Annotated in this window: 6 protein-coding genes; 5 read left to right on the plus strand and 1 reads right to left on the minus strand. The window is 65.0% G+C overall.

Annotated elements, in window-relative coordinates; translation table 11 throughout:
• Nucleotides 1-28 precede the first annotated feature (28 nt).
• From ACH107_RS13990 to ACH107_RS14010, 5 genes are all read left to right on the plus strand, one after another.
• Nucleotides 29-1,672 (plus strand): peptide ABC transporter substrate-binding protein, encoded by a 1,644-nt coding sequence (locus ACH107_RS13990; RefSeq protein ID WP_310690512.1) that lies wholly within the window; start codon nt 29-31, stop codon nt 1,670-1,672.
• Between the two features lie 77 nt (nt 1,673-1,749).
• Entirely contained in the window at nt 1,750-2,673 is a 924-nt protein-coding gene (gene oppB, locus ACH107_RS13995; RefSeq protein ID WP_412506354.1) for an oligopeptide ABC transporter permease OppB, read from the plus strand.
• Nucleotides 2,674-2,686: 13 nt separating this feature from the next.
• Nucleotides 2,687-3,613 (plus strand): ABC transporter permease subunit, encoded by a 927-nt coding sequence (locus ACH107_RS14000; protein ID WP_310690510.1) that lies wholly within the window; start codon nt 2,687-2,689, stop codon nt 3,611-3,613.
• A 4-nt stretch (nt 3,614-3,617) separates the two neighbouring features.
• Nucleotides 3,618-4,604, plus strand: a complete 987-nt coding sequence (locus tag ACH107_RS14005) for an oligopeptide/dipeptide ABC transporter ATP-binding protein (RefSeq protein ID WP_310690509.1) — start codon at nt 3,618-3,620, stop codon at nt 4,602-4,604.
• Nucleotides 4,597-5,604 carry an oligopeptide/dipeptide ABC transporter ATP-binding protein gene (locus tag ACH107_RS14010; protein ID WP_310690508.1) on the plus strand — a complete coding sequence of 336 codons (1,008 nt, stop codon included), beginning with the start codon at nt 4,597-4,599 and terminating at the stop codon, nt 5,602-5,604. Before ACH107_RS14005 ends, ACH107_RS14010 begins: the two co-directional genes overlap by 8 nt.
• Before the next feature lie 127 nt (nt 5,605-5,731).
• On the opposite strand, the gene ACH107_RS14015 is transcribed toward ACH107_RS14010, so the two are convergent.
• A partial coding sequence (locus ACH107_RS14015) for a translocation/assembly module TamB domain-containing protein (RefSeq protein ID WP_412506355.1) occupies nt 5,732-6,474 on the minus strand: 743 nt, incomplete at its 5' end.

Below are 6,474 nucleotides of genomic sequence, written 5' to 3' on the forward strand. Positions count from 1 at the left end.
CGCCGCGCCGCACAACGGGAGAGATTTTATGACATTCCAAAGCAAGCTTCTGGCCACCACGGCGGCCGCGATGCTGGCCACGTCCGGCGTGGCCTTCGCCGAGAGCCACGCCATGACCGGCCCCAACGGCGAAGCCCTGGCCGAAACCCAGGAATTCACCTACCGCGTGCTGGACGAACATTCCTCGCTCGATCCGGGCATCGTCGAGGACGTGACAGGCTCCGAGGTCGTGCGCGACCTCTTCGAAGGTCTCTACAACGACAGCAAGTCCGGCGAGACGCTCGAACCCGGCGTGGCCCTGTCGCACGAGGTGTCCGAAGATGGGCAGACCTATACCTTCACCCTGCGCCAGGACGCGATGTGGTCCAACGGCGATCCCGTCACCGCCGGTGACTTCGTCTATGCCTGGCGCCGCGCGGCCAGCCCAGAACTGGCGTCGCCCTATGCCTGGTACATGAGCCTGCTGTCCCTGGAAAACGTCGACGAGGTCATCGCCGGGGACGCGCCGCTCGAAGACCTGGGCGTGACCGCGATCGACGATCATACGCTCGAGGTGCGGCTTAAGGAACCGCTGCCCTACTTCCCGCAGATGCTGACCCATGCGACCACCTTCCCGGTGCCGCAGTCGGTGATCGAGGAACATGGCGACCAGTGGACCCTGCCCGAGAACATCGTGTCCAACGGTGCCTATGTGCTGGAAGAGCATGTGCCGCAGGAACGGTCCGTTCGTGTCAAGAACGACATGTATTGGGACGCCGAGAACACCATCATCGAAGAGGTCACCGCCCTGGTCATCAACGACGAGAACCAGGCTCTGACCCGCTTCCTCGCGGGCGAGCTTGACCGGACCGAGGTGCCTGCCGGACAGTACCCGCGCCTGAAGGAAGAGCACCCCGAAGAGGCGATCAGCTTCCCGCGGCTGTGCAACTACTACTACACCTTCAACCTGCGCGACGACGGCCCCGAGGCCTTCAAGGACCAGCGCGTCCGCAAGGCCCTGGCCCTTGCCGTGGATCGCAACGTGATCGTCGAGAACGTCCTCGCCGGCGGCCAGAGCCCGGCCTATACCTTTACCCCCGCCGCCACCGCGAACTTCGAGGTGCCGGACGTGGAAATGGCCGCGATGACCCAGCAAGAGCGCAACGCAATGGCGCGGGACCTGATGGCCGAGGCCGGCTATGGCGAGGACAACCCCCTGTCCTTCGAGATGGTCTACAACACCTCGGATGCGCACCGTTCCGTGGCCGTCGCCATGAGCCAGATGTGGGACCAGACCCTCGGTGTGGACGCCACCCTGGCCAACATGGAATGGCAGACCTTCCTTGAGGCGCGCAACACCGGTGACTTCGAACTGGCCCGCGGTGCCTGGTGTGGCGACTACAACGAGGCGTCGACCTTCCTTGACCTGCTGCAGACCAGCTCGGGCTATAACGACGCCAAGTATTCTGATGCCGAGGTCGATCAGCTGCTGGCCGATGCCAAGACGGCCGAGGACCCCAACGCCAACTACACGCAGGTGGAACAGATCATCGCCGAGGACATGCCGGTGATCCCGATCTACCACTATGCCGGCGTTTACATGATGGAAGACAACCTGATCCCGTCCTGGCCTGTGGAGAACGTTCAGCAGAACTGGTATTCCAAGGACCTCTATTTCGTCGCTGACGACTAGGCCAGCCGTCGGACCCTGCACAGGCCCGCGCCCTTCTTATCCGGGGGCGCGGGCCGCCACCTTTCGGGACACCCGCCATGTTCTCATTCATCGTCCGGCGCCTCGCGGTCGCCATTCCCACGATTCTCATCCTTGTCGTGATCAGCTTTGTGCTGATGTACGCGGCCCCCGGCGGCCCGTTCAACTCTGAACGCCCCGTGCCGGAGCAGGTCATGGCCAACCTCGAGGCCAAGTACGGCCTGGATCAGCCGATGTGGCGGCAGATGGTGACCTATGTCTGGGGCGTGGTGACCCAGTTCGATTTCGGCCCCTCCTTCCAATACACTGACCGGAGCGTGAACGACGTGATCGCCCAGGGATTCCCGGTGACGCTGACCTACGGGATGTGGTCGGCGGTGGTCGCCATGGTGGTGGGCGTCTCGCTGGGTGTCGCCGCGGCCGTAAGGCAGAACTCGGTGCTCGACTACCTGGCCGTGGGCATCACCATCGGCGCGCAGGCCCTGCCCAATTTCGTCATGGCGCCGATCCTCGTGCTGATCTTCACGCTCTGGCTGGGCTGGCTGCCGGGCGGCGGCTGGAACGGTGGGCAGTGGGAATATGTCATCATGCCGGTGATCGCGCTGTCGACCTCCTACATGGCCTCGATCGCGCGGATCACACGGTCGTCCATGCTGGAGGTGCTCAATTCCAATTTCATCCGCACCGCCCAGGCCAAGGGCCTGCCCATGCGGCGCGTGATCTTCCGCCATGCCCTCAAACCGGCGCTGCTGCCGGTGTTGTCCTACCTCGGGCCGGCCATGGTGGGGATGATCACCGGCTCGGTGGTGATCGACATCATCTTCTCGACCGGGGGCATCGGACAATTCTTCGTCAACTCGGCCTTCAACCGCGACTATGCCGTGATCATGGGGATCACGCTTCTGGTGGGGGTCCTGACCATCTCTTTCAACCTGATCGTCGATGTCCTCTACGCCTGGATCGACCCGAAGATCCGCTACTGAAGGGGGCAGGGCCATGAAACTTGCACAACCCGACGCGAAGATGCTGGAAGAGGTCGGCCACCTGGCCGAGGTGCAGGGCCGGTCGCTCTGGGCGGACGCCCGGGCGCGGTTCCTGCGCAACAAGGCGGCCCTGGCCGGTCTGGTGGTGCTGGTCCTGATCTGCCTCTTCGCCGCCTTCGGCGGGCTGATCGCCCAGTATGAACGCGATTTCGTGGATTTCTCGCTGATGGGCGCAAATGCCTATCAAGGCAGCCCCTCGATCGCGACGGGTCACTATTTCGGCGTCGATGTCGATGGCCGCGACCTGTACGCCCGCACGGTGCAGGGCACAGGCATCTCGCTGCTGGTCGGCATTGTCGGCGCCCTGGTGGCGGTCGTCGTGGGCACGCTCTACGGCGCCACCGCCGGGTACATCGGCGGCCGGGTGGACAGCATCATGATGCGCACCGTGGACGTGCTGATGTCCATTCCCTTCATGTTCGTGCTCATCCTGATGCTGGTGATCTTCGGTCGCTCGATCCTGATGCTCTTCATCGGGATCGGGCTGATCTCATGGCTGGACATGGCGCGGATTGCGCGTGGCCAGACCCTGACCATCAAGAACAAGGAATTCGTCGAGGCGGCCGTGGCCACCGGGGTGAAACCGCTGACGATCATCCTGCGCCACGTGGTGCCCAACCTGCTGGGCATCGTTATCGTTTATGCCACGCTACTGGTGCCGCAGATGATCATCTTCGAAAGCTTCATCTCCTACCTCGGGCTCGGGGTGCAGGAACCCAACACCTCGCTCGGGGCGCTCATGAGCCTTGGCACCAAGCAGATGAACAACGGCACGCTCTGGATGCTCTTCTATCCGCTGTTCTTCTTTCTCATCACGCTATTCGCGTTCTTCTTCGTGGGCGACGGCCTGCGCGACGCGCTCGACCCCAAGGACCGCTGAACACATGGCGCTTCTCGATGTTTCCGACCTGACCGTCACCTTCCAGACCAATGACGGCCCGGTGAATGCCGTTAACGGCCTCGATTTCACCGTGGCCCGCAAGGAGACCCTCGCCATCGTCGGCGAAAGCGGTTCGGGCAAGTCCCAGACGGCTTTTGCCATCATGGGCCTGCTGGCGAGGAACGGCGGCGCCACGGGCCGGGTCGCCTTCGAGGGCAATGATCTGCTGTCGCTGTCCCGGCGGCAACTCAACAAGGTGCGCTCGAACCAGATCGGCATGATCTTCCAGGACCCGATGACCTCGCTCAACCCCTACATCCGGGTCAGCGACCAGATGGCCGAGGTGCTGCAACTGCACAAGGGCCTGTCCAAGCGGGACGCCATCGCACAGGCGGTGCAGATGCTGGACGCGGTGCGCATCCCCGATGCCAAGTCGCGGATCTCCATGTATCCGCACGAGTTTTCCGGCGGGATGCGCCAGCGGATCATGATCGCCATGGCACTGCTGTGCCGCCCGCGCCTGCTGATCGCGGATGAGCCCACCACGGCACTGGACGTCACCGTTCAGGCGCAGATCATGAAGCTGCTGGGCGAAATCCGTGAAGAGTTCAACACCGCCGTGATCCTCATCACCCATGACCTCGGCATCGTCGCGGATTTCTGCGACCGGACGCTGGTGCTCTATGGCGGGCAGATCATGGAGGAGGGGCCGACGGCGCCGATCTTCGCCGACCCGTCGCACCCCTATACGGCGGGGCTGCTGGGCGCGGTGCCGCGGCTGGACCGCGAGATGGAGGTGCTTCAGACCATCTCGGGCGAACCGCCGGACATGTCCAACCTGCCCGCGGGATGTCCCTTCTCGCCGCGCTGCGAGATCGTGCGCGAACATTGCCCGACGGTGAAGCCTGGGCTCGAGGCGCTGGGCGACAGCCGCCGCCGGGCCTGCCATGCCAGCCCCGCAGAGATGAAACAGGAGATGCGCGATGTCTGAGCCGATCCTGTCGATCCGCGATGTCTCGGTCACCTTCGACGTGCGCCCGCAGGGGACCTGGCCCTGGACGCCCTCGCTGAAATTGCACGCGGTCAGCCAGCTGTCGTTGGACCTGATGCCGGGCGAGACGCTGGGCCTTGTGGGCGAAAGCGGCTCGGGCAAATCCACCCTGGCCCGCGCGGTAATCGGGACAATCCCCAGCTCGGGTGGGCAAATCGTCTACGAGGGGCAGGACCTGGCCGAGATGACACCGCCGGAGCGTCGCCGCCACCGCCGCGACGTGCAGATGGTCTTTCAGGACCCGCTGGCGGCGCTGAACCCGCGCATGACCGTGGGCGACATCATCGCCGAGCCCCTGACGACCCACGAACCCGCCACCCCCCGCCGGCAGGTCAAGGCGCGCGTGGCCGAGATCATGGAAAAGGTCGGGCTGCTGCCCAACCTGATCAACCGCTACCCGCACGAGTTTTCCGGCGGCCAGTGCCAGCGGATCGGCATCGCCCGTGCCCTGATCCTCAAGCCGAAACTGCTGGTCTGCGACGAACCCGTCTCGGCGCTGGACGTGTCGGTGCAGGCGCAGGTGGTGAACCTGCTCAAGAACCTGCAGGCCGAGATGGGCCTGTCGATGATCTTCATCGCCCATGACCTGAGCGTGGTGAAGCACATCTCGGACCGGATCATGGTCATGTACCTGGGCTGTCCCATGGAGGTCGGCCCGGCCCGGGCCATCACCGCGACGCCGCGCCACCCCTACACGCAGGCGCTGATATCTTCGGTGCCGATCCCCGACCCGGTTCTGGAGGCCGCACGCGAACGCCCGGTGCTGGAGGGCGACCTGCCAAGCCCGCTGGCCCCGCCCTCGGGCTGTGTCTTCCGGACCCGCTGCCCAAAGGCGCAGCCCAGCTGCGCGCATGCCCGCCCGGCGATGGAGGCAGCCGAAGCCGATCGGCGTGTCGCCTGCCCCTTCCAGGAGGTCGAGAAGGTGCTCGCCGAGACATGAGCGTCGGCTCTGTGGGCGGGGGAGGGTGAGCGTAGCGCATTCAGTCTCATTGATGCGCCCCACTCTGAACTTTTGAAAGCGCAGGACAGGGAAGCGAAAAATGGTTCCCGCGTTTTCGCCACGTGCGCTAGTAATCCCGCTCGTAGAAGATACCGAGGCTGGACTCGCCCTCCGATCCGAAGCTGCCGCGCGCGGTCACGTCGTCGGTGACGTCGAGGTTCAGATTGACCTCCGAAGTGCCATCGGCCCCGACGGTGATGTCGGTATAGACGTTTTCCGAGATATATTTGCCCGCGCGCACTGCGGGGTTGCCGTCCTCGTCGGTGGTGATGTCGAAATCGTCGAGGTCCAGCCCTTCGCGTAGCCCTTCCAGCGCGCCGCCGCCGCCACGCCCCGAAAGGGTGGCCACGGCCGAGGCCAGCTGCACCGCCTGCAGCGGGCTGATCGCGGACAGGTCGCGCCCGAAGAGCAATTGCGCCAGGACCTCGTCCTGGGGCAGTTCCGGGCTGCTCTCGAAACGGACTTCAGGGTTATCCGCGGGGCCCTCGATGATGATCGACACGTCGGTGCCCGAGCGCGCTTCGGTTCGGGCGACAAGGCGCAGGTAGGGGGTGAAATCGCCCTGCAACTCAGCATAGCCCTCGGTCAGGTCGAACCGTTGGCCGAGGATATCCAGCCGCCCGCGCAGCAGCTCGAAGCGCCCGATGGGGCGGACGGCGGCGGTGGTTCCGGTCAGGCGCAACGCGCCGCCCAGTTCCGCGTCAAGGCCCCGGCCGCGCACGAAGATGCGCGCGGGGGCGTCGATCTGCAGGTCCAGCGGATAGGGGCGCCCGCCCGCCCCGTTGCCGCCCCGCGTGCCCGGATCGGTGC

Source organism: Roseovarius halophilus (ex Wu et al. 2025) (assembly GCF_047086965.1).

Bases quoted from the DNA above. Each gene is read 5' to 3' on its own strand.
- oppB (WP_412506354.1), top strand. From the start codon at position 1,750: ATGTTCTCATTCATCGTCCGGCGCCTCGCGGTCGCCATTCCCACGATT.
- ACH107_RS14005 (WP_310690509.1), top strand. From the start codon at position 3,618: ATGGCGCTTCTCGATGTTTCCGACCTGACCGTCACCTTCCAGACCAAT.
- ACH107_RS14000 (WP_310690510.1), top strand. From the start codon at position 2,687: ATGAAACTTGCACAACCCGACGCGAAGATGCTGGAAGAGGTCGGCCAC.
- ACH107_RS14010 (WP_310690508.1), top strand. From the start codon at position 4,597: ATGTCTGAGCCGATCCTGTCGATCCGCGATGTCTCGGTCACCTTCGAC.
- ACH107_RS13990 (WP_310690512.1), top strand. From the start codon at position 29: ATGACATTCCAAAGCAAGCTTCTGGCCACCACGGCGGCCGCGATGCTG.